Raw genomic sequence first — 17829 nt, 5'->3', positions numbered from 1 at the left:
CCCCCGCTACTCCGTCGGCCGAACCAGGTTCGCGAGCGTCACCAGAATACCGAGCGCCCAGCCGACGGGGACGGAGACGCCGAGCCAGAGCAGGACGTAGGCGACGCCGGTGAGGTCGTACTCGGTGCGGAGGTACTCGTTGATGCCGCCGACGGCGAAGACGTTGTCGAGGAACCAGATGGCGAGCGACTCGCTCTCGGTGAACACCAGCTCGCCGAGCGCGGGCGAGTAGAACGCGGCGACGACGGGCGGCAGGAAGACCGCGGTCGTGGCGAGCGGATAGGCGAGGACGACCGTGGTGACGCGGCCACCGACGCGCGCGAACCCGAGCGCGAGCGCGGTCGAGAGGGTGGCGACGCCGGCCGCAGCGACGACGGCGAGGAAGCCCGTGAAGGTGAACCGGACCCACGCGGCCGCCGAGAGCGCACCCCAGAGCAGCGCGACGAGGAGTACGGTCCCGACGACGCCCAGCGCACCGGCGAGGTCGTCCAGCCGATACGCGTTGTACCGGGCGACGACGCCCGCCAGCGCGAACGGATAGACGAGCGCGACGACGACCGCGCCGACGGCCGCCCAGCCGGTGTACGCGAGCTTGCCGCTCGTCGTCTCCGGTTTCCACTTACCCAGGACCGACTGGTCCGCCCCTCGTTGGCGCGGAAAGAACAGCTCCATCCAGGTCTCGTGCAGTCGCTTCAGGTCGACGCCCACGCCCTCGACGAACCCCGCCATATCACCTGGGTTCGCCCGCGTAGCGTTTTACCTTTCGGCTGGCACCGGGCGACAGCTACCAGGGGGCGAAGTCGGGGTCGACCTCCCGCTCGCGCTCGTCGATGGCGTCGATGGCCGCGACGTCCTCGTCGTCGAGGTCGACCGCGAGCGCCCCCCAGTTGTCGCGGATGTGGTCCTCGCTCGTCGCCTTCGGGATGGTCGTCACGCCCTTCTCGCGGAGCCAGGCGAGGCTGACGGCGGCCGCACTGACGTCGTGTTTCTCGGCGACGCGCTGGATCTCGGGCACGTCGAACACCTTGCCGCGGGCCAGGGGGGAGTACGCGACGACGTTCACGCCGGCGTCCTCACAGCGGGCGCGCAGCTCCTCCTGCGGGAGCAGCGGGTGGCACTCGAACTGGTTCGCGAACAGCTCCGCGTCGAGAGTGTCGATGGCCTCGTCGACGTGCTCGGGCTCGAAGTTCGAGACGCCGACGCGCTCGACTTTCCCCTCGTCGACGAGCTGGTCGAACGCCGAGAGCGTGGGCTCCGGGTCGTACGCCTCGGCCGGCCAGTGGACGTACAGCAGGTCGACGTAGTCGACGCCGAGCTTCTCGAGGCTCTCCTCGGTGCTCGAGAGCACGTCGTCGTGGGCCAGCTCGCTGATCCACACCTTCGTCGCGAGGAACACGTCCTCGCGGTCCACGTCGGCCTGCTCGATGCCGCGGCCGACGGCGGCCTCGTTGCCGTAGATCTGGGCCGTGTCGATATGCCGATAGCCCATCTCGAGGGCCGTGGCGACGCTGTCGGCGCACTGGTCGGGGTCCTCGTTCTGCCAGGTGCCGAGGCCGAGCATCGGCATTCCGTCGGCGGTGGGGACGCTCTCGGGGGTCTGTGAATCCTGAGACATCGTGTCCGGAAGGAGGCGTGTGACGTGGAAATGGGTTGTGGATGCGGCGAGGGCGTCCCGCGCCGTCGTGACACCGATGCAAAAAGCACGTGTGGGCGGACACGAGACTGGAGACGACGCGGTCCCATCGCCTCACACCCATGCCTCACCCCGGTTCGACCCGACGGACGCTCGCAGCCATCCTCGGCGCGAACGCCCTCCCGGTCGTCGGCGTGCTCGCGCTCGACTGGACTGTCTCGACGGTGCTCGCCCTCTACTGGCTCGAGACCGGTGTTCTCGTCGCCCGCGGGGGCGTCGAAGGCCTGTTCGCGGGCCGCCCACCCGCGACCGAGGCCGGGGGCTGGGCGCCGTTCGAGGACCTCGCCGACAAGCGCGGCGGTGTCGTGCTGTACGACGCGCTCGGGCCACTCTACCCCCGGAACGTCCCGGTGGCCGTGGGCGCGCTCTGGCTCGTCCTCCTCGTCTGGCCGCTGGGGGGCGTCGGCCTCTCCGTCGTGGGCCCCGACCGGTTGCTCGCCCCCGGGAGCGCACCGACGGTCGCCGTCGCACTCGCCGGCATCGTCGTGTCCAACGCGGTGGGGCTCGCCGCCGCGGTCCGCCGTGGCCGGTACGACGACCGGCCCGTCCACGCGGCCATCCCGCAGGGGCGTATCGTCGGCCTCGTCGCCCTGATTCTGGCCGCGGGAGCGTTCGCGAACCCACCCGAGACGGCGACCGTCGCCGGGACGAGCCTCGTCTTCGGCGTCGTCGTCGCGGTGAAGCTCTGTCTCGACGTGGGCGCGTTCCTCGCCGCGCGCGGCTCGGTCCCGGTGCTCTCGCGTCTCGCGGCACGCACCCAGGAGTCCGCTCCCGAAGAGCCCGCCCACGTCCCCACCGGGGACCCCGCTGCCCGCGTCCGGACGGACCGGACCGCGGTCCGTCTCCGGGCGGTCGGCCTCGGAATCGTGTCCGCGGTCCTACCGCCGTCCGGGCTGGTCGCGTTCGGCGGCGCGTTCCTCACCTGGGCCTTCCACGGCACGCTGGCGGCGGTCGCGCTTGCCCTCGCGGTGCTCGCGGTCGCGGTCCTCGTCCGCGTCGTCGAACAGGATGTGCTGTTCGGCCACCTGGAGTACCGCATCTACGACGAGGGTGTCCTCGCCTACGACCGGTTGCTCGACGCGCCCCAGTGGTTCGTCCCGACGCACGACATCGCCGACACCCGGACCAGCGACGGCCTGCTCGGGCACCGGTTCGGCTACGACACCGGCGTGCTCCGACTCCAGCGTCGCGACGGTGGCGACGCCCGGCTGGTGTTCCTGGACGACGCGGATCGGGTGCTGGCGACTGTCGACCGCTGACGAGAAGCCGCTCCGGAAGCCTCGGTGGAGAACGAGTCAGTCGCTGATGAACTTGTTGTCCCGCCAGTTGACGCCGCTGTTTGCGGCCTGGCCCTCGGACCGGCCCTCGACGACCTCGATGGAGGCCGGGCGGTCCTCGCCGTCGACGATGCGGGTCGCGTCGAGGTCCGTGTCGCGGGCCGTGATAGCGGTCAGCGTGCCCTTCTCGGCCTCGCGGGCGATGGCACACAGCACGAGGAACATCTCGTACTGGAGCAGCGAGTTCTGCAGCACAGTCTCGCGGTCGCCCTTGAACGCCGCGAACTCGACGAGTTCGGAGGGGATCTCCTCCTCCTCGTCCTCCTCGTCGCCCCAGCGCGGGCCGCGGTGCTGGTCCTCGGGTTCCTCCTCGTACACCCGGTTCTCGGTGACGCTGGCTTTCAGCTGGGCGGTCGGCGTGTACTTGCTCACCGATTTGTCGGCCGAGATGGCCTTGAGAATGAGGGTGTTGTTGCGTCGTGTGATGTCTACGGATTCGATACCGTCTGGAAGCTCCGGATCGCTCGAGAGGAACTCCCGAACGTCTTCGAGGGGGAGTTCCAGTGTCGAATGGAGCCTGAATACCTGACCGGAGTTTTCTGCTGACATGGTAAATGGGGGTGTGACGACGTGTCCGCTGGCCGTTCGCTCGGTCGCTAGTAGGGGCGTTGCGCTTAAATGACCTGCTGTTTATTTCCGACTGGTCGCCTGTTAAACTCTGCAGATCAGCCGACGAGCGTGGATTCGAGCTCGTCGCGCTCGTCGAGCTCCGCGAGGACGTCGCTGCCGCCGACGAACTCGCCGTTCACGAACGTCTGCGGGATGGTCTCCCAGCCGGAGTGCTCGGAGAGTGCACTGCGGAACTCCTCGAGCGAGTCGAGCGTGTCGACCGTCTCGAACTCCTCGCGGTACTGGCCGATGAGCCCGAGGGCACGGTCCGAGTAGCCACACTGGGGCATCATCTCCGTGCCCTTCATGAACAGGACGACCTCGTTCTCCTCGATAGCCGTCCGTACGCGCTCGTCGACTTCCTCCTGTGGGAGGCTCTGGTTCGGGTCGAACGTCATTACACTCCCGTAGGTTGGGCGGCCGGAAAGAAGTTGCGTCAACGGGTGCGTGTGCGCCGGACAGCCGTGCCACGGGGGTCGCACGCCGAGACTCGGGGGAGACGGGCTGCCGCCCGGTCCGGTGGGTCACTCGACCTCGTCCATCCCCGGCCGTCGGCGACGGCGACGCCGTGCCAGCAGCCGCTTCGTCGCGGCCCCCGGACCGCCCTCGATCGGCCAGCCCCTGGTCCGCCACGCGGGCGGTTCGGGCTCGAACTCGGGACACGCCCCAGAGCACTCGCCGGCGGTCTGGCAGCGGGATTTCGCGTCACACCAGGGCAGGACCGCGCCGTCCGCCCGGGGCCGGTAGTGCCGGCAGTCCGGGCGCATCGTCTCGACGTAGGAGCGCCAGCCGCGGGCGTAGGCGCGCTCGGCGATCTCGCGCCGCTTCGCCGCCTTCCACGCGGAGTCGACGTACTCGAAGCGCGCGGCGGAGGCGTCGAACGCGTCGCCGTCTGGCCGCTCCAGGATTCGGGTGCCGGGGTCCGTGACGGCCAGCGAACGGGCGTGCCAGGCGACGCTTCCCGTTGCCACACCGCCGGTGTCCGCCGTCTCGAGGGTGACGATGCCGGCCTCCACCGGTAGGTCCTCGAGCAGCACGGGCTCGACGGCACCGTCGGTGGCGCGGGTCGCCACCCAGGCCTCGTCGGCGAGCGAGAGCGCCACGTCGTACTCCAGCTGCGTGACGAGTGCGTCCGCCGCGCTCGCGTCGAGATCCGGCTTGTTCTCGATGGCGACGATGCGCCGGCACCAGTCCGGGTAGGGCCACCTGCGGCGGCACTCGATACGGTTGCCGGTCTTGCGTGTCTCGACGACGCCGCGGTCGGCAGCCCGGTGCAACGCCTCGCGAACGTACCGCCACGGGTAGCCCGGGTGCGGGAGCGCGTCGCGGTAGTAGGTCCAGTCCTCGGGCGCGTGCCGGACGACGTGGAGGAGGTCCGAGTCGAGCGCGTCCAGCCCGAACCGCGCCCGCTGGCGCAGCCCCGCTGGGTCGCACTCCAGGACGAGGGTGTCCCAGCGACGGTCCCGGATGCCCAGCTGGCGCGCGACGACGACGACCGAGTCGTCGCGCGCGGGTTCCCACGCGCGCTCGGCCCAGCGACAGGCCCGAAGCTCGAACGCGAACTCGGTGTCCTCGCCGGGGAGCATGCACGGCCCTGCGCGTTCGAGTACCGAAGCAGTTACGGGTCGACGACGGACGGGCGGCGGTTCGACAGATTGAACACTGGTCGGGAGTTCCGAAAGAATCCGATGCATCTCGTCCTCGACTACGGCGGCGTCATCGTCCAGAACGGCGACGAACGCGAGCACGCGCACCTACTGGGTGCCGACCCCGAAGCGGACCCCTACCCGGGGTGGATCGCCTACCTCGCGTTCCGCAACGGCTTCGTCCAGACCACGGACGGGTACGTCGACCTCCTCTCGACGCTCACGGGGGCATCCGAGGACGCGTGTCTGGACTACGTCGAGAAGACGTGGCTCGACCCCGAGTTCCCCGCGGCCAACGCCGATGCCCTCCGGACGCTCGCTGCCGAGCACACGCTCGTGCTCTTCAGCAACATGGCGCGCCCGTGGGTCGAGACGGTGCTCGCCGAGCACGGCGTCCGCGACTGCTTCGACGAACTCGTCGTCTCCTCGGAGATCCAGCGCGCGAAGCCCCATCCGAGGGGATACGTCGAGTGCCTGCCCGAGGGCGACGAGCCGGTCGCGTTCGTCAGCGACGAGTACAACGAGGACCTCATGATGGGCGAGTGTCTCGGGATGACGTCGGTGTGGGTCGAGAACGAGGACGACGAGACACCCTACAGGGAGCCCGACGTCCAGGTTCCGTCGCTCGCTGCCCTCCCGGACGCGCTCGCGTCGAACGGCGGACCGGTCGGTCGGTGACTCGCCGGCCGGCAGCGTCGAACCGCGTCCCGACCCGCTACCCCCGTTGCCCGCCGACAAAGCCCCGCACGAGCGCCCCTTCGGCCTTCCGGAGGAGCTCGCCCGCAGTGCTCCCCGCACAGCCGAGTTCTGCCGCCACGTCCGCGACACTCCCCGTTCTCGGCACCTCGTAGTAGCCCACCGCGACGGCAGCCGCGAGCGCCTCCCGCTGGCGCGCGGTCACGTCGACCGCGGGCGTGGCCCACCGTCTGAACGCCGCAACCCGCTCGACCGTCGCGTCGACGTGCTCCCGGAGGTCCGCGTGGAACGCCGCGAGGAACTCGCTCTCCCCGACGGCCTCGAAGCGGGCGCGCCCACCCGGCTCGAACGTCACCGGTGGCAGGAAGACGACGCCCGAATCGGCGACGAGGTCGAGCACCGGCGCGCCGAGTTCGTACTCGGTCTGGTGGACGAACGCGTAGGTGCCGCCGTCGCCCGCGACGAGGTCGACGGTGGTGCTGCTCTCGACCGCGTCGAGCAGCGACCGGACCGCGTCGGGCTCCCCCTCGTACCAGGCCAGCGTCGTCACCGTGTCCATCGGCCCCCACATCAGCAGCTCCGCGCGCGAGACCGGACTCTCTTCGAGCTGGCGATGCATCGGGTGCGCCAGGGACGGCGGGTAGTCGACGGCGAAGGTGACGCGTCGCACGGAGGGACGGTGCACGCCGGTAGTATTTAAAACGCCGCATCCATCCGGCCAAACTCCCTCTCCACTTCGGCGGGAACGTGTCCGTATGAGCTCGTCGCCCGACCTGCAGGACGCGCCGCCGGCCGACGCCGAGAGCGCCGGCGCGCGACCTGCGGAATCCGGCACCACCGCCACCGCCACCGCCACCACCGCCACCACCACAGACGGCCGCACCGTCGCCTACGCCGAGTACGGGGCCGCGGACGGCACGCCCGTCGTGTTCCTCCACGGGACGCCCGGCTCGCACGTGCTCGGCCGGCTGTTCGACGACGTGGCCCGCGAGCGGGACTGCCGCATCGTCGCCCCGGCCCGCCCCGGCTACGGCGACTCGGACCCCGCACCGGACGCCACCGTCGCCGACATCGCGGACGACCTCGTCGCGGTCCTCGACCACGCCGGCGTCGAGCGCGCGCCGGTCGTCGGGTTCTCCGGCGGTGCGGCCGTCGCGATCGCACTGGCCGGACGCCACCCCAACCGCGTCGAGGCGGTCCACAGCGTCTCCGGTGTCGCTCCGCCGTCGCTCCGGACCGAACAGCCGGCCGTCCAGCGACTGCTCGAGACGCTGGCGACACGGACGCCGCGCCTCCTCTCCGGCCTCGTCCGCGGGCAGTCCTGGGTCGCCGACCGCGGCTCCCCGTCGGTCGTGGTCTCGCAGTACACCGACAGCGAGGGCGCGGCAGCGCTGTCCGAGGCCCAGGCGGAGACGTTCCGCCGGGACTTCGTCGTCGGCGTCGGCCCGCAGCGGACCGGGTTCGTCACCGAGACGCGCCGCTTCGGCCACACCTGGCCCGTCCAGCCCGCCGAGCTCTCGGTGCCGCTGCACTGCTGGCACGGCGACCGGGACGCGAACGTGCCCGTTGCCGACGCGCGCCGGGTCGCGGACGCCGCAGACGGCGTGCTGACCGTCCGCGACGCGGACCACGCGACCGCGCTGGTCGAGTGCCGCGCGGCGCTGCTCGACGCCTGTCTGGAATGACTGCCGTGCCAGTTGGTGCATGGCCGGTGCGGAGTGCTGGGCCGTCGCTCGGCGGGTAGAATGGGAGAGACGATTGCGAGACGGCTCGCGGAGCCGGTGGCGACTAGTCGTCGCCGGCTTCTTTCTCTGCTTCGAGTTCGTTCAGGAACTCGTGGGCGTCCTCGAGGATTTCGCGTGGTCCGTCCTGCGTGACGGTGTTGAACGCCTGTTCGTAGTCCCGCCACTGGAGGTCGCGGTGCTCGGTCGAGAGCTCCGCGCTGGCCTCGAACGACCGGGCGATGAACAGGTGGACCGTCTTGTGGATGGTATCGCCACCCGCCTCGAAGACGTAGTCGTACTCTTTTCTGAATCCGTCGATGAGACGGAAGTCGTAGATGCCTGCTTCCTCTTTCACTTCTCGAATAGCCGTCTGCTGGAGTTCTTCGTCTCCCTCGACACCGCCCTTCGGGAACTCCCAGTCACCAGGGCGGCTCTTTAGCAGAAGGTACTCGCGCCGGCCCCGCGTGTCGCGAAAGAGGATGGCACCTGCGCTCGTAGCTTCGACTGCCATTACCACCTTGTAAAGCGTCACCAGTTAAGAGAATATCGGACGGTCCGCGTCGCGTCTCAATGGGTTTTTCACCGTCAGCCGCGACCAGTTCCAATACGACCATGAGCTTCGTCACACGCCTCACGCTCCAGAGCGGGGACCGCGCCGCCCTCGACAGCGTCGTCGAGGACATCCGCGAGCGCGTCTCCCGGAAGGGTGCGGAGATGAAAGGCCCCCACTCCGCCCCACCGGAACGCCTCCGCGTGCCGCAGTACAAACAGCCCACCGACGACACCGCCACCCAGTTCGGCGCCTGGGACTACACCGTCTACAAGCGCGAGATCGAGATCGTCGGCCACGACGAGCTCGCCCACACCATCGCCGCCGGCTCTGCGTTCCCCGACTCCGTCCACGTCGCCGCCGAGGTCGAACAGGTCCGGTCGCAGGGCTCGTAAGTCGTTCTCTCCGTCCAGTATTCTCTCGGCCGTTCTCACCTGGTTTCGCCGGTCGAAACGAGTGGCATCTCGAACAGCCAGAACGCTTCCGCCCGCTCGGTACGCTCCCGAGCGCGCGCCACCCGGTTGATTCCGCGCTGTCGCCCGCTGGAGGCTCCAATATGTGTGAACGCTCGAGCCGGTGCACCCGACGCCACAGCCGGAAACGCACCGCGACAACTCCGCGGTTAAGTGCCTCGGGCGCGTCGCCCCGGATATGGTAGACAGAGACAGACTCGTCTCGTTGCGGCGGGCGTTCCACCGCCAGCCGGAGCCGGCGTGGCGCGAGTACTGGACGACCGCGCGCATCGTCGAAGAGCTGGAGACCATCGGCGTCGACGAGCTCTACGTCGGCCCGGACGCGCTGAACACGGACGAGCGGATGGCCGTGCCGCCGGCGGCGGAGCTCGAATCGTGGTACGAGCGGGCGCTCGACGCCGGCGCGGACGAGGATGTGCTCGAACAGCTCCGGGGCGGACACACGGGCGCGGTCGCGGTCGTCGAGCAGGGGGCGGGCCCGACGGTCGGCCTGCGGGTCGACATCGACGGTCTCCCGCGCGAGGAGTCCACGGACGAGGCGCACGAGCCGGCGGCGGCGGGCTTCCGCTCGGGGACCGGCGCGATGCACGCCTGCGGGCACGACGGCCACGCGACCATCGGTCTCGGCGTGCTGGAGGCCGTGACGGAGAGCGACTTCGCGGGGACGCTGAAGGTGTTCTTCCAGCCCGCGGAGGAGGTCGTCGGCGGCGGGAAGGCGATGGCGAAGTCCGGCCACCTCGACGACGTGGACTACCTGTTCGCGCTCCACCTCGGACTGGACCACCCGACCGGCGAGGTCGTCTGTGGCATCGACGAGTTCCTGGCGGTGAAGCACATCGACGTTCGGTTCACCGGCGAGCCCGCCCACGCCGGCGCGAAGCCCGAGGAGGGCGAGAACGCCGTGCAGGCGGTCGCCAGCGCGATCCAGAACCTCTACGCGATACCGCGACACTCCGACGGGGCGACGCGGGTCAACGTCGGCCGGCTCGAGGCCGGAAACGCGACGAACATCGTCGCCGAGGCGGCCGCCATGGAGTGCGAGGTCCGCGGCGTGACGACGAAGCTCAAGGACTACATGGACGAGCGCGCCCACCGCGTCATCGAGAACGCCGCGGCGATGCACGGCTGCGAGTCCGAGACCAGCGTCGCCGGCGAGGCTCCCTCGGCGCGGAGCGACGACGAACTCGTCGACCTCGTGGGCCGAACCGCGGGCGGGAACGCCGACGTGGAGCGCGTGGTCGACCGCGACGCCCTCGGCGGCAGCGAGGACGCGACGTTCCTCATGCAGGCGGTCCAGCAACGCGGCGGCCTCGCGGCGTACGTCTGCGTCGGCACGGACCACCCCGGTGGCCACCACACCGCGACGTTCGACGTGGACGAGGACAGCCTCCCCATCGGCGTCGACGTCCTCGCCGGGACCATCGAGGCCGTCGCCGACGAGCGACCCTGACGGCGCGGGTTACTTTTTCCGATTGTTTCGCGAACTCTTCTCCGAAAGTATTATTTAGCACCGTCTTTTTTGACTAAATTAATGTCAGACTCTCCTGTTCGAACCGTCGGCGTCTCGGTCGCGGTCCTCGCCGGGAGCCTCACGGCGTCCGTCCTGGTGGTCGTGGGGCTCGCGCTGGGGCCGTTCGCGGTGGACCCGGGTGTGGAGGCCGTCTCGGCCTACGGGCCCTGGACCCTCGCCGGGGTCACGCTGGCCGCCGGCTTCCTCCAGACGTTCGTCACGACCGCAGTCCACCAGCAGTACGGCTGGGCCCGCGCCCCGGGCGTCCTGGTCCACCTCGCCTGGACGGCCGCCCTGGGCTACGCGCTCGTCACCGTCGGTATCAGCATCGTCCCGCTGGTGCTCTGCCTGGCGAACGCCTTCGCGACGGTCGGCCTGGTCAACGCCGGCGAGGCGTTCGACACCAGCCGCACGGACACCTCCGAGATGCACGCCACCGACATCGGCACCGGCTACCGCTGAGCGAGCATTCTATCCCATGCTGTGGCGATAATTTTAGGCCGAACCTTTTTGTTTTCAGTTGGCCAACCAGTTTCCATGGGGAGACCGACGTACCGGCCGACGACCGTCACGTTCGCGGCGTTCGTCGCGGCCATCGGGGGGTTCTGGACGCTCATCGACAGCGGCCTGCTGTTCGTCATCGGCGCATCGTTCGAATCACCGCTCGTCATCGCGTTCGGCGGAGCGATGATCGTGTTCGGACTGCTCCGGATACTCGTCGCCGGCGCGCTGTTCCAGATGCGGACCTGGTCGCGCCCGGTCGGGATGCTCCTGTTCGCGCTCGCCGGCGTCGTCAACGTCTGGACTCTCGTCACGGCCGGTGGCGGTGGGAGCATCGTCGCGCTCGTCGCCAACGGGGGCGCGTTCGTCGGACTCGCGCTGAGCGGTGACGCGTTCACGCCGGACATCGAGAGCGCCGACATCAGCGACGAGCCGGCGACGAAAATCGGGACGGGGTCGCGGTAGTCAGTACTTCGGCTCCGCGCCGGTCGTCTCGTACACCGCTTCCATCAGCGAGTCCCGCTTGGACTGCCAGAGCTCGAAGTCGGCGGGCGAGCTCGGGTAGTGCTCGTAGTGGTCCATCAGGTCGTCGGCGCACTGCTTCGTGCGGTAGAACTGGAGGATGTTCCGCCAGTAGCCGAAGCTCTGCACCGCGAGCTTGGCCTTGAACAGCGTGCTCATCTCGGTGCTGCCCTCGTACAGCGCCTCCGCGAGCTTCTCGCCAGGCAGGGAGGCGAGCAGCCCCATCAGGTCGTCGACGTCGACCGCGGTCGAGAGGATGTTGTACACGTCCAGCGCCGCGTAGCGAGCGCCGAAGTGGTCCATGACGCGCTCGTTGTACTCCCAGAGCGTCTCCTCGCTCACGTCGCCCCGCTCGATGGCCTCGATGGCCTGCTCGCCGGCGTACTTGCCCGCGTAGGCCGCGCCGGCGATGCCGCCGCCGGTGGTCGGGTTGACGTGACCGGCAGCGTCGCCGACGGCCATGTAGCCCGGCGCGACCGCCGAGTCGTAGGGTCGTCGGGTCGGGAGCGCGGCGCCGAGCTTGTCCTCGACCTCCGCGCCCGCGAACTCCCCGCGGTCCCGGAGGTCCTGTTTGAGGTCGTCGACGAGCGCCATCGGCTCCTCGGTCATCTGGAAGCCGAGGCCGGCGTTGATCTCCGTGTCGGTCCGCGGGAAGTACCAGAGGTAGCCCGCCGCGCGCTCGGTCGGCTTGAACACCAGCGCGTCGTCCCACTCGACGGGCTCGTCGACGTGAACGATCTCGCGGTAGGCCGAGCAGAACTGCGAGTAGTTGACGTTGGTGTCGAACGTCGCGTCGGAGAAGTCGACCTTGTCCTGCAGCAGTGAGAGCGAGCCCGCGCCGTCGATGACGACCTCGGCCTCGTACTCGACTGGCTCGCCCTTCCTGTTCGCTGTGAGTCCGGTGACGACGCCGTCGTCGTCCTGTCTCACGTCCTGGATGACGGTGTCGTAGTGGAACTCCGCGCCGGCGTCTTTCGCCCCCTGGATGACACAGCGGCCGTACTCCCAGCGGTCGATGACGGCCAGCTCGCCCGGCACCGGAATCTCCAGGACCGTGTCCTCCTGGGGGATCTCGAAGCGCCCGTGGTCCACGCCCGTGTTGGTGAAGGCCGGTTCCAGCTTCTCCTTCGGGATGGCCTCCGGGAACGCGTCCGCGCCCTTGAGAGCGTCCCCGCAGGCGATGTGCCCGGCTTCCTCCTCGTCCTTGCGCTCTACGACGACGACATCGTATCCCTCTCGGGCGATTGTCGCCGCCGCGTAGCACCCCGACGTCCCCGCACCGGCGACGGCGACATCGAACTCGTGGCTGGTCATGCTCATCCGTCGCAGCCGCAGGGAAAAAACGTTTTACTCCCGTTTCTGTCGCCTCACCGACCCCAGAAAAGGATAAAGAGTTTAGTCCGGAACCGCTGTAGCCGAAGCTATGACCGACTACACCGTCGAGTTCGTGGGGACCGGTGAGTCCATCACCGTCTCCGACAAGCAGACCATCCTGAAGCGATGCATCGAGGAGGGCATCGCACAGGAGTACTCCTGCCGGGTCGGGATGTGTCTGGCCTGCTCCGCCGAGATCGTGGAAGGCGACGTGACCCAGCCGGCCGCCCGCGGGCTCACCGAGGCGGAGCGCGAGAACTACGCGCTGACATGCATGGCACGCCCAACCTCGGACCTGAAGCTCGACCGCGGGAAGTACCCTCCGAGCATCGAGGACGACGCCGCGGTGGCCGCGGACGCGGGCGCTGCCGCGGACGACGACTGACTACGCCGACTCCCCGTCCGTCGACGACGTCTCGTCGGCGTCGTCGGCCGCTCGCTCAAGCGACTCGGGTCTGTTCTCGCCGAACCACGTCTCCGCGAAGTCCACGAGCGCGCGCTGGTCGACGAGCCGCGACTCCGCCTCCCCGACCCGACCGACGGTCACCGCCGCGGGGCGCTCGGCTTCGAACGCGTCGCCGACCAGCGGGAAGTCGCTCGTGTCGAGGGCGACGTCGTCGAACGCCAGCCAGATCCGTTCGCCGTCCCGGATGGCCGGGCCGCCGCCGGTCTCGCGCTCCGTCGGGAACTCGCCGCGGTACTCGGCGAGGTGGCAGGAGGTGGCCGTCTCGTAGTCGGTGCCGAGCATGAGCACCGAGGCGTCGTGGTCGTACAGCCGTGCGAGCGGCGTCCCCTCGCCGAGCGGTTCGTCGTCGGGGTGCGGGCGGACGATAGCCTCGGCGTCGGCACCCCACGCGGCGAACGAGACGACGGGGTGGTCGCTCCGGACGACGCCGGGGTACGACCGGAACGTGTTCGGGATGGCCCCGATCCGTGGACAGGGCGTCGACTCGGGGCGGAACGCCGGCATCGTCTCGCGGATGGTCGGCTCCCACTCGTCCGGGACCGGCGGGTTCTGCCAGCCGCTCGGGTCGGAGTAGTCGCCCGTGAACGTCGGCAGCACCAGCGTCCCGGCCTCGGTGACGGTCCGCTGGAGGGCGTCCACGACCGCCGCCGGGCCGCCGCAGACCCAGCCGAGCGCCGACAGCGAGCTGTGCACGAAGACGGTGTCGCCCGCCGACAGCCCCAGCTCGCGCAGGTCAGAGACCAGCCGCTCGACGGTGATCGGTTCGTCGCTCATCGCCTCGGGTGCCACGTCGCTCATCTGCGTGCCGTGGAGTCACGGCGCACCCGGTAAAAGTCTTCAGCAGGCGTGCGAGCCGTTCACACCTCACCGCGCCGCGCAGTTGTTGGGCCCGAGCTCGACCGCGAAGGCGTCCTCGTCGTCCAGCGTCTCGCGGCCGAGGTTCGTCTCGATGATGCGCTCGTACTCGTTGGGCTGGGGCGGCAGCGCCGCGAGCACGTGGTCGACGAACTCGTCGCGTCCGAGCGAGAGCGCCTCGACGCGGTCGCGCACCGTCCCGAGGGTCGCGGTGACGGTCCCGTCCTCGGCCCGCGGCGTCCCGTCGTCGCGGTGTCCCGGCGCGACGACCATCGCATCGGGGACGGTCAGCAGTCGCTCCCGCACGGAGTCGTACAGCTCGGCCGCCAGCTCGGCCGCACCCTCGTCGCCGTCCTCCAGGTCCGGCCGGGCGACGGTGTCGACGAACAGCCCGTCACCGGTGAACAGCACGCCGCTGGCGACGAGCGTCGTCATCTCGGTGGTGTGGCCGGGGGTCGCGACGGCCTCGATGTCGGTGTCGCCGACGGTGAGCGTCTCGCCGTCGGCCAGCGGGCGCACGTCGTACGCGAGGCCGCGCTCCCTGGCCAGCTCGGGGAGGACGGGCTCGGCGTCGCTCGCGACGGCGACGGCCCGCACGCCGGAGACGTGGTCGGCGTGAACGTGGGTGTCGATGGCGTACCGGATGTTCGCGCCCCGCTCGCTCGCGTCGGCGACGTACCGGTCGGCGAACGCCCGGAGCGGGTCGACGACCGCTGCCTCGTCGCCGTCGACGATCATGTAGGAGAGACAGCCACTCGAGGGCCGGTCGTACTGGACGACGGTGCCCGACGCGGCCTCGATATCGCGGGCGACGAGCAGGCGCGCCCAGGCGTCCATCCCGCCGGCGAGGTTCCGGGCGTCGTAGCCCGCATCGACGAGGAGTTCCGCGGCGTGCGCGCTCGCCTCGCCGTGGCCACAGACCGCGACGATGGGTTCGTCGGGGGCCTCGCCGACGAGCGAGTCCACGTCGCCGGTGACCTGCGCCTGCACGAACCTCACGTGGGGTACCTGCACCGCGCGGACCTCCGGGCCGTCGACGTGCCACGCCTCGAACTCGTCGCGGTCGCGGACGTCGAGCAGGGTGAACGGCTCGCCCGACCGGAGCAGCTCGTCGAGGGCTCGCGGGGAGAGCGACGGCGGCGCGCCGTCGGCTTCGGATGGGGCACTCATACCCCACCGTACGCCCGGCGGGAGGATAAAAACCGTGCGTGGACCGTTCGGTCCGCCAGAACCGCCGGTGTGGGACAACGTTGAAGCCGACACCGGCCGACACGTCAGGCATGGATGCGACCGCCTTCCGCGAGTCTGTCGAGGCCGCGAAAGCGACCGAGCTCGACCGACTCGGCTCCTCGAAGCTGCTCATCGCGCTGACCGACGCGGCCCTCTCCGAGGAGGCCGTCCTCCGAGCCGCCGCCTTCAGCGAGTTCCTCGCCCGCGAGACGTTCGAATCGTGGGCCGCCGACGAGCCGAACGGCGAGGCGAGCGCGGTGTTCGCGGACGTGGCCGCACAGGAGGCCGAGCACTACGAACGCGTCGTCGACGCTCTCGGCGAACCCGTCGAACCCGAGAGCGTCGGCCCGATGCACGCCTACCTGCGCGACCGCGACGACGCCGTCGAGCGCGCCGCCGCGGGGCTCGTCGGGCGCGGCCTCGTCAGCCTCCGGACGCACCTCCAGGTCGTCGGCTTCTTCGTCAACGAGGCGGACGCGGCGAACGCCGACCTGTTCCGCGACCTCCGGAGCGAGACCGAGGCCTCCCTCTCGGCGGGCCTCGACCTCCTCGACTCGGTCTGCGAGGACGACGCCGACTGGGAGCGTGCCCAGGCCGTCGCCGAGTACGTCGTCCAGCTCGCCTACGACGACTACGCGGACTCGCTCACCGAACTCGGCGTCGACCCGAAACCCATCTGTTGAGCCGGCGAAGGCCGGAACCTTGATTGCCGGAGGTGGCGAGGGACGAAGCATGGCTTCGAGACGCCTCGCGACGGTTCTCGCCGTGACCCTCCTGCTGACTGGTGCCGGCTGTATCGGCTTCATCACCGGCGAGGAGCCGCTGACCTACAGCGCCGAACGGGCGACGGTCGCCGACAGCGCGCTCGGCGACGGCGGAACGGGCTACACGGAGCGCTCCGTCGACCAGGAGGTCATCGAACAGACCAGCGAGGACCTCGGCAATCGGACCGTCGTCATCGAGAACTGGCTCGCGCGGTACGAGAAGCAGGACGACTTCATCGACGAGACCGTGGGCGTGTTCGCGGTCGTCTCGACCCACGAGGTCGACGTGGTGGGCGAGCCGCAGAACCCCATCGCGAACATGAGCGAGGGAGAGGTGCTCACCGAGCTCGTCGGCCAGTACGAGACGTCCTACGGCGACCTCTCGGGTGCCGAACGCACCGACACCCTGCAGGCCACGATGCTCGGCGAGCAGACCGACGTCGCCGTCTTCACCACCACGACGAACTTCGCCGGCCGCGAGGTCGAGGTGAACATCTACGTCAGCGTCGTCAAGCACGGCGACGACTACGTCGTGGCCATCGGCGGCCACCCGACGCAGCTGCCCGACGAACGCGACAACATCCTCGACCTCATCGAGAGCATCGAACACAGCGACGAGGAGTAACTCAGTCGAGCCCGCGCTCCCTGACCTGCTCCCGGATCTCGTCCGCGCGGGTCCGGACCCGTTCCGCGTATCGCTCGACCTTCTCCGGCCGCCGCCCGTAGAAGGAGGCGACCCACTGCGCGTCGCTGTACGGCTGTGTGAGGAAGTACGCCGCGAGCGTGTCCCGGCCCGCCTGGACGACCTCCGGCGGGATGCCTCGCTCGCCGGTGCCGGCCTCCTCGAAGCCGTTCACGTCGAAGTACACGTCTGCGTACAGCTCGGCGAGCTCGCGCGATTCGAACTCGCGGCCGCAGTGCTGTGGTGCCTCGAACCGGTAGCGAGTCTCGCCGGAGTCGCCGGTGACTTCGACGATTCGCACGTCGAAGACGTACTCGCTGACGACGGATTCGGTGCCGTTCGGTCTCTCTCGGTTTGTCCGTGACATGGGTGGGTGGAATAGCAAACGGTGGAGGGTGGTCGCTACAGTCGCCGACCCGCGAGGAGCCCGACGACCAGGAACGCAGCCCCGACTGCCGCGAGCACGATTGTCGGGACGCCACCGCCGTCGGGGGACGACCCACCGTCAGTCGGTGCGTCGTCCGGGCCGTCGGCGCTCGCCGGGTCGGCGTCGGTGCCGGGCGGCGCGGCGTTGGGTCGGACACCCGCCGTCGCCGTGCTTCCGTCGGCGTCCTCGACGGGGGTCCCGGTGGCGTGCGCGGTAGTCACCGTGACGACACCGGGCTCGGTCGCGGGCTCGAATCCGCGACCGTCGTCGGCGTCGAACTGCACCGGCTCGACGGTGACGCGGACCTCGCCGGGGTCGATCCCGGCGACCGAGAGGGTCGCGAGGGTCACGTTGCTCGCCCCGGGCTGGACCGACCGGTTCAGGTCGGCCGCCTCGAGGGCGACCGAGCGACCGTCGTCGGTGACGGCGGGGTCGGTCGTCATCGCGAATCGGTCGGGGTAGCTGGCACCCTCGATGCGGGCGACCTCGGCGTCCACGACGGCGACGCGGAGGTAGTAGCCCGCGAGGCCGTCCGGGGCGGACGAGAGCACGACGTCGACCGCGGTGGTCCCGTCGTCGCTGACGGTGCCACCGACGAAGTGCAGCGTCGGCTCCGCGGGCTGGGCGGCGGTCGAGTCGCCCGGGACGGCCGCGACCGTTCCGCTGAGGGCCAGACCTGCAAGCGTGAGTACCGCGAGCGCCAGTGTCGTGACCGTCACGGTGAACGCGACGTCACGCGTCACACGGGAGGTGTTCGAGGGCATGGGTAG

Annotated in this window: 22 protein-coding genes; 10 read left to right on the top strand and 12 right to left on the bottom strand. The window is 70.0% G+C overall.

Features of this window, described 5'->3' with window-relative positions; translation table 11 throughout:
* Positions 1 to 6 precede the first annotated feature (6 nt).
* Both BLT27_RS06145 and BLT27_RS06140 read right to left on the bottom strand, forming a co-directional pair.
* Complete coding sequence (locus tag BLT27_RS06145; RefSeq protein WP_089732159.1) at positions 7 to 729, bottom strand: hypothetical protein; 723 nt, start codon at positions 727 to 729, stop codon at positions 7 to 9.
* Between the two features lie 55 nt (positions 730 to 784).
* A complete protein-coding gene (locus tag BLT27_RS06140) occupies positions 785 to 1615 on the bottom strand; it encodes an aldo/keto reductase (RefSeq protein WP_089732158.1) in 831 nt (276 codons plus the stop codon).
* 140 nt (positions 1616 to 1755) lie between these two features.
* Here BLT27_RS06140 and BLT27_RS06135 point away from each other — a divergent pair, with 140 nt between their 5' ends.
* Positions 1756 to 2952, top strand: coding sequence for a DUF6498-containing protein (locus BLT27_RS06135; protein WP_089732157.1), 1197 nt, complete (start codon positions 1756 to 1758; stop codon positions 2950 to 2952).
* A gap of 36 nt (positions 2953 to 2988) precedes the next feature.
* On the opposite strand, the gene BLT27_RS06130 is transcribed toward BLT27_RS06135, so the two are convergent.
* From BLT27_RS06130 to BLT27_RS06120, 3 genes are all read right to left on the bottom strand, one after another.
* Positions 2989 to 3579, bottom strand: coding sequence for a DUF7110 family protein (locus BLT27_RS06130; RefSeq protein ID WP_089732156.1), 591 nt, complete (start codon positions 3577 to 3579; stop codon positions 2989 to 2991).
* 116 nt (positions 3580 to 3695) lie between these two features.
* Positions 3696 to 4037, bottom strand: a complete 342-nt coding sequence (locus tag BLT27_RS06125; protein WP_089732155.1) for a glutaredoxin family protein — start codon at positions 4035 to 4037, stop codon at positions 3696 to 3698.
* A 126-nt stretch (positions 4038 to 4163) separates the two neighbouring features.
* A complete protein-coding gene (locus BLT27_RS06120; protein WP_089732154.1) occupies positions 4164 to 5225 on the bottom strand; it encodes a DUF5787 family protein in 1062 nt (353 codons plus the stop codon).
* A gap of 102 nt (positions 5226 to 5327) precedes the next feature.
* Between BLT27_RS06120 and BLT27_RS06115 the strand changes: the two genes are divergently transcribed.
* Complete coding sequence (locus BLT27_RS06115; protein ID WP_089732153.1) at positions 5328 to 5963, top strand: HAD family hydrolase; 636 nt, start codon at positions 5328 to 5330, stop codon at positions 5961 to 5963.
* Positions 5964 to 6000: 37 nt separating this feature from the next.
* Here BLT27_RS06115 and BLT27_RS06110 read toward each other — a convergent pair whose 3' ends face one another.
* The gene (locus BLT27_RS06110) at positions 6001 to 6651 is read right to left on the bottom strand and encodes a helix-turn-helix domain-containing protein (RefSeq protein ID WP_089732152.1); all 651 of its coding nucleotides are present in this window, start codon (positions 6649 to 6651) and stop codon (positions 6001 to 6003) included.
* Between the two features lie 85 nt (positions 6652 to 6736).
* On the opposite strand from BLT27_RS06110, the gene BLT27_RS06105 reads away from it, so the two are divergent.
* Complete coding sequence (locus tag BLT27_RS06105; protein WP_089732151.1) at positions 6737 to 7666, top strand: alpha/beta hydrolase; 930 nt, start codon at positions 6737 to 6739, stop codon at positions 7664 to 7666.
* Between the two features lie 103 nt (positions 7667 to 7769).
* Here the strand turns inward: BLT27_RS06105 and BLT27_RS06100 are convergent, their stop codons facing one another.
* Entirely contained in the window at positions 7770 to 8216 is a 447-nt protein-coding gene (locus tag BLT27_RS06100) for a bis(5'-nucleosyl)-tetraphosphatase (protein ID WP_089732150.1), read from the bottom strand.
* Positions 8217 to 8317: 101 nt separating this feature from the next.
* Here BLT27_RS06100 and BLT27_RS06095 point away from each other — a divergent pair, with 101 nt between their 5' ends.
* The 4 genes from BLT27_RS06095 to BLT27_RS06080 all read left to right on the top strand — a co-directional run bounded on the left by BLT27_RS06095 (position 8318) and on the right by BLT27_RS06080 (position 11204).
* A complete protein-coding gene (locus BLT27_RS06095) occupies positions 8318 to 8650 on the top strand; it encodes an uS10/mL48 family ribosomal protein (protein ID WP_089732149.1) in 333 nt (110 codons plus the stop codon).
* A gap of 256 nt (positions 8651 to 8906) precedes the next feature.
* Positions 8907 to 10178, top strand: coding sequence for an amidohydrolase (locus BLT27_RS06090; RefSeq protein ID WP_089732148.1), 1272 nt, complete (start codon positions 8907 to 8909; stop codon positions 10176 to 10178).
* Positions 10179 to 10259: 81 nt separating this feature from the next.
* A complete protein-coding gene (locus BLT27_RS06085) occupies positions 10260 to 10700 on the top strand; it encodes a hypothetical protein (RefSeq protein WP_089732147.1) in 441 nt (146 codons plus the stop codon).
* A gap of 75 nt (positions 10701 to 10775) precedes the next feature.
* On the top strand, positions 10776 to 11204 hold the full coding sequence (locus tag BLT27_RS06080; RefSeq protein WP_089732146.1) for a hypothetical protein: 429 nt from the start codon (positions 10776 to 10778) through the stop codon (positions 11202 to 11204).
* Here BLT27_RS06080 and BLT27_RS06075 read toward each other — a convergent pair whose 3' ends face one another.
* On the bottom strand, positions 11205 to 12575 hold the full coding sequence (locus BLT27_RS06075) for a geranylgeranyl reductase family protein (RefSeq protein WP_089732145.1): 1371 nt from the start codon (positions 12573 to 12575) through the stop codon (positions 11205 to 11207).
* A 109-nt stretch (positions 12576 to 12684) separates the two neighbouring features.
* Between BLT27_RS06075 and BLT27_RS06070 the strand changes: the two genes are divergently transcribed.
* The gene (locus BLT27_RS06070; RefSeq protein WP_089732144.1) at positions 12685 to 13020 is read left to right on the top strand and encodes a 2Fe-2S iron-sulfur cluster-binding protein; all 336 of its coding nucleotides are present in this window, start codon (positions 12685 to 12687) and stop codon (positions 13018 to 13020) included.
* On the opposite strand, the gene BLT27_RS06065 is transcribed toward BLT27_RS06070, so the two are convergent.
* Entirely contained in the window at positions 13021 to 13899 is an 879-nt protein-coding gene (locus BLT27_RS06065) for an AAC(3) family N-acetyltransferase (protein ID WP_089732143.1), read from the bottom strand.
* A gap of 66 nt (positions 13900 to 13965) precedes the next feature.
* Entirely contained in the window at positions 13966 to 15126 is a 1161-nt protein-coding gene (locus BLT27_RS06060; RefSeq protein WP_089732142.1) for an MBL fold metallo-hydrolase, read from the bottom strand.
* A 110-nt stretch (positions 15127 to 15236) separates the two neighbouring features.
* Here BLT27_RS06060 and BLT27_RS06055 point away from each other — a divergent pair, with 110 nt between their 5' ends.
* Both BLT27_RS06055 and BLT27_RS06050 read left to right on the top strand, forming a co-directional pair.
* Positions 15237 to 15869: a rubrerythrin family protein gene (locus BLT27_RS06055; protein ID WP_089732141.1), complete on the top strand. Its 633-nt coding sequence runs from the start codon at positions 15237 to 15239 to the stop codon at positions 15867 to 15869.
* A 49-nt stretch (positions 15870 to 15918) separates the two neighbouring features.
* Positions 15919 to 16575: a DUF6517 family protein gene (locus BLT27_RS06050; RefSeq protein ID WP_089732140.1), complete on the top strand. Its 657-nt coding sequence runs from the start codon at positions 15919 to 15921 to the stop codon at positions 16573 to 16575.
* 1 nt (position 16576) lies between these two features.
* Here the strand turns inward: BLT27_RS06050 and BLT27_RS06045 are convergent, their stop codons facing one another.
* The gene (locus BLT27_RS06045; protein WP_089732139.1) at positions 16577 to 16999 is read right to left on the bottom strand and encodes a hypothetical protein; all 423 of its coding nucleotides are present in this window, start codon (positions 16997 to 16999) and stop codon (positions 16577 to 16579) included.
* Between the two features lie 35 nt (positions 17000 to 17034).
* Entirely contained in the window at positions 17035 to 17823 is a 789-nt protein-coding gene (locus BLT27_RS06040) for a hypothetical protein (RefSeq protein ID WP_089732138.1), read from the bottom strand.
* Positions 17824 to 17829: the final 6 nt, after the last annotated feature.

Source organism: Haloarchaeobius iranensis, assembly GCF_900103505.1.
GTDB classification, from domain to species: domain Archaea; phylum Halobacteriota; class Halobacteria; order Halobacteriales; family Natrialbaceae; genus Haloarchaeobius; species Haloarchaeobius iranensis.
The sequence above is the reverse complement of the archived record's forward strand: the minus strand, read 5'-3'. Positions and strand labels throughout refer to the sequence as shown.

Excerpts from the sequence above, each read along its gene's own strand:
- BLT27_RS06040 (WP_089732138.1), bottom strand. The coding sequence starts at position 17,823 with ATGCCCTCGAACACCTCCCGTGTGACGCGTGACGTCGCGTTCACCGTG.
- BLT27_RS06100 (WP_089732150.1), bottom strand. The coding sequence starts at position 8,216 with ATGGCAGTCGAAGCTACGAGCGCAGGTGCCATCCTCTTTCGCGACACG.
- BLT27_RS06085 (WP_089732147.1), top strand. The coding sequence starts at position 10,260 with ATGTCAGACTCTCCTGTTCGAACCGTCGGCGTCTCGGTCGCGGTCCTC.
- BLT27_RS06065 (WP_089732143.1), bottom strand. The coding sequence starts at position 13,899 with ATGAGCGACGTGGCACCCGAGGCGATGAGCGACGAACCGATCACCGTC.
- BLT27_RS06135 (WP_089732157.1), top strand. The coding sequence starts at position 1,756 with ATGCCTCACCCCGGTTCGACCCGACGGACGCTCGCAGCCATCCTCGGC.
- BLT27_RS06125 (WP_089732155.1), bottom strand. The coding sequence starts at position 4,037 with ATGACGTTCGACCCGAACCAGAGCCTCCCACAGGAGGAAGTCGACGAG.
- BLT27_RS06115 (WP_089732153.1), top strand. The coding sequence starts at position 5,328 with ATGCATCTCGTCCTCGACTACGGCGGCGTCATCGTCCAGAACGGCGAC.
- BLT27_RS06090 (WP_089732148.1), top strand. The coding sequence starts at position 8,907 with ATGGTAGACAGAGACAGACTCGTCTCGTTGCGGCGGGCGTTCCACCGC.
- BLT27_RS06080 (WP_089732146.1), top strand. The coding sequence starts at position 10,776 with ATGGGGAGACCGACGTACCGGCCGACGACCGTCACGTTCGCGGCGTTC.
- BLT27_RS06070 (WP_089732144.1), top strand. The coding sequence starts at position 12,685 with ATGACCGACTACACCGTCGAGTTCGTGGGGACCGGTGAGTCCATCACC.
- BLT27_RS06140 (WP_089732158.1), bottom strand. The coding sequence starts at position 1,615 with ATGTCTCAGGATTCACAGACCCCCGAGAGCGTCCCCACCGCCGACGGA.
- BLT27_RS06095 (WP_089732149.1), top strand. The coding sequence starts at position 8,318 with ATGAGCTTCGTCACACGCCTCACGCTCCAGAGCGGGGACCGCGCCGCC.
- BLT27_RS06105 (WP_089732151.1), top strand. The coding sequence starts at position 6,737 with ATGAGCTCGTCGCCCGACCTGCAGGACGCGCCGCCGGCCGACGCCGAG.
- BLT27_RS06055 (WP_089732141.1), top strand. The coding sequence starts at position 15,237 with ATGGATGCGACCGCCTTCCGCGAGTCTGTCGAGGCCGCGAAAGCGACC.
- BLT27_RS06145 (WP_089732159.1), bottom strand. The coding sequence starts at position 729 with ATGGCGGGGTTCGTCGAGGGCGTGGGCGTCGACCTGAAGCGACTGCAC.
- BLT27_RS06050 (WP_089732140.1), top strand. The coding sequence starts at position 15,919 with ATGGCTTCGAGACGCCTCGCGACGGTTCTCGCCGTGACCCTCCTGCTG.
- BLT27_RS06130 (WP_089732156.1), bottom strand. The coding sequence starts at position 3,579 with ATGTCAGCAGAAAACTCCGGTCAGGTATTCAGGCTCCATTCGACACTG.
- BLT27_RS06075 (WP_089732145.1), bottom strand. The coding sequence starts at position 12,575 with ATGACCAGCCACGAGTTCGATGTCGCCGTCGCCGGTGCGGGGACGTCG.
- BLT27_RS06060 (WP_089732142.1), bottom strand. The coding sequence starts at position 15,126 with ATGAGTGCCCCATCCGAAGCCGACGGCGCGCCGCCGTCGCTCTCCCCG.
- BLT27_RS06045 (WP_089732139.1), bottom strand. The coding sequence starts at position 16,999 with ATGTCACGGACAAACCGAGAGAGACCGAACGGCACCGAATCCGTCGTC.
- BLT27_RS06120 (WP_089732154.1), bottom strand. The coding sequence starts at position 5,225 with ATGCTCCCCGGCGAGGACACCGAGTTCGCGTTCGAGCTTCGGGCCTGT.